The organism is Methylibium sp. (assembly GCF_013817365.1).
Classification (GTDB): Bacteria; Pseudomonadota; Gammaproteobacteria; order Burkholderiales; family Burkholderiaceae_C; genus Methylibium.
In genome coordinates, this window is sequence record NZ_JACDCU010000526.1 from 1 (window position 1) to 2,495 (window position 2,495).

2 protein-coding genes are annotated in these 2,495 nt (G+C 67.9%); both read left to right on the forward strand.

The window, feature by feature from the left end; genetic code table 11:
* A partial coding sequence (locus tag H0W38_RS20830; RefSeq protein ID WP_292457785.1) for a glycosyltransferase occupies positions 1-496 on the forward strand: 496 nt, incomplete at its 5' end.
* Positions 493-2,495 (forward strand): amylo-alpha-1,6-glucosidase (locus H0W38_RS20835; protein ID WP_292457786.1); only part of this gene is annotated, 2,003 nt, incomplete at its 3' end. The genes H0W38_RS20830 and H0W38_RS20835, both read left to right, overlap by 4 nt.

Here is a 2,495-nt window from a genome sequence, read left to right on the forward strand (position 1 = left end):
TCTCGGCCGCATTTCACCGGAGAAGCGGGTCGACCGCGCGATCGAGATCGCCATCGCCTGCGGCGCGCCGCTGCGCATCGCGGCGAAGGTCGATGCCGTGGACCGCGCCTACTTCGAGGCGCAGATTAAGCCGCTGCTCGATCACCCACTGATCGAGTTCATCGGCGAGATCGATGAAGAGCACAAGAGCGCGTTCCTGGGTCAGGCCCGGGCGCTGCTGTTTCCGATCGACTGGCCCGAGCCTTTCGGCATCGTGATGATCGAGGCCTTTGCGTGCGGCACGCCGGTGGTGGCCTACGCGGGCGGCTCGGTTGAAGAAGTGATGGAACACGGCGTGACCGGATTCATTGTCAACAACCAGAAGGAGGCGATCGCCGCGGCGTGCAACATCGCCAGCATCGACCGGCGCCGCTGTCGCCGGGTGTTCGAGCGCCGCTACACGGCGCGCACCATGGCCGAGCGCTATGTCGATGTCTACCGGGGACTCGCAGCATGACGGAGAAGATCCAGATCGGCGACAAGTGGTATGTGGCGGCCACCGCGGCGCGCGCCGGAGACACCCCGCAGGTGCTCAAGCAGGACGAGACCTTCGCCCTCTTCGACCAGTTCGGCGACATTCCGCTGCTCGGCAGCGGAGAGCACGGGCTGTATCACGAAGACACGCGCTATCTTTCGCGCCTCGAACTGCTGATCGATGGCGCGCACCCGCTGTGCCTGGGCACGTCGGTGAAGGAGGCCAACAGCCTGTTGACGGTGGACTTGATGAACCCGGACTCCGCCACCGCGGCCAAGGGCACGCTGCACATCTTTCGCGCCAAGCTGCTGTGGCGCGGCGCCTGCTACGAGCACATTCGCGTCGTCAACCACGGCGAGCATGAGGTCGCCACCACGCTGAAGCTTCAGTTCGAGGCCGACTTCGTCGATCTCTTCGAGGTGCGCGGCATGCAGCGCACCCGCCGTGGCGAGCACCTGCCGGCGAGCGTGAGTCAGGCGCAGGTGCTGCTGCCCTACCGCGGCCTGGACGACCAGCTCCGCCACACCCATCTGCAGTTCGATCCGATGCCTGCACGGCTCGGCCCGCAAGAGGCCGAGTTCGAGTTGCACCTGGCGCCGGACGACGAGCGACACCTCTACTGCACGGTGCGCTGCGAATCCCGACCGGGCGAGGCCGCCGCGCCGCCCGTGGCGCACTACGACAGCGCGTTCGTCAACACCAAGGCCGAGCGCCGGGCCTTGCGCGAGAACCGCTGCACCATCGAGACCTCGAACCCGCTGGTCAACCTGTGGCTCGAGCGCTCCGTGGCCGACCTGGCGATGCTGACCACCCAACTGCCCACCGGGCCGTATCCGTACGCCGGAGTGCCCTGGTACTCGACCACCTTCGGGCGCGACGGCATCCTCACAGCGCGCGAGATGCTGTGGCTCGACCCCTCCTTGGCGCGCGGCGTGCTGAGTTTTCTGGCCGAAACGCAGGCGCAGTCGAAAGACGCCGAGCGCGACGCCGAGCCGGGCAAGATCCTCCACGAGGCCCGGCGAAGCGAGATGGCCGCCACGCGCGAGATTCCGTTCGGCCGCTACTACGGCACCGTCGACGCAACACCGCTGTTCGTGGGCTTGGTCGGTGCCTATTACCGGCGCACCGGCGATCTCGAATTCGTGCGCAGCATCTGGCCGAACGTGCTGGCCGCGCTGCGGTGGATCGACCAACACGGCGATGCCGACGGCGACGGATTCGTCGAGTACCAGCGACGCAGCCAGGAAGGTCTGGTGCAGCAGGGCTGGAAGGATTCTCAGGATTCGATCTTCCACGCCGACGGGCGCCTGGCCGAGGCGCCGATCGCGCTGGCCGAGGTGCAGGGCTACGTGTTCGAAGCCAAGCTGCTCGCCGCCGAACTGGCACAGGCGCTCGGCGACACCTCGCTGGCCCAGCGGCTGCGCGATGACGCGAAGCAGCTCCAGCAACGCTTCGTGCAGGCCTTCTGGTGCGAGGAGATCGACACCTACGCCATCGCCCTGGATGGCGACAAGCGCCGCTGCGCGGTGCGCAGCTCCAACCCGGGCCATGCGCTGTGGAGCGGCATCGCCGCACCCGAGCATGCAGCGCGCATCGCCGAGGGCATGCTGAGCGAGCGCTTCTACAACGGCTGGGGCATCCGCACCGTGGCCCGCGGCGAGCCGCGCTACAACCCCATGGCGTATCACAACGGCTCGATCTGGCCGCACGACAACGCCCTCATCGCCGCCGGCATGGCGCGCTACGGGCACACGACCCAGGCCATGCAGGTGCTCACGGGCCTGTTCGAGGCGAGCATGCATTTCGACCAGAACCGCCTGCCCGAGCTGTTCTGCGGCTTCCCGCGCCGCGAGTCGGAAGGCCCTGTGCTCTACCCGGTGGCCTGCTCGCCGCAAGCCTGGGCGGCGGCGGCACTGTTCAGCCTGCTGCAGTCCTGCCTGGGGCTGGACGTCGATGCCGTGCGCGGCAAGGTGTCGCTGCA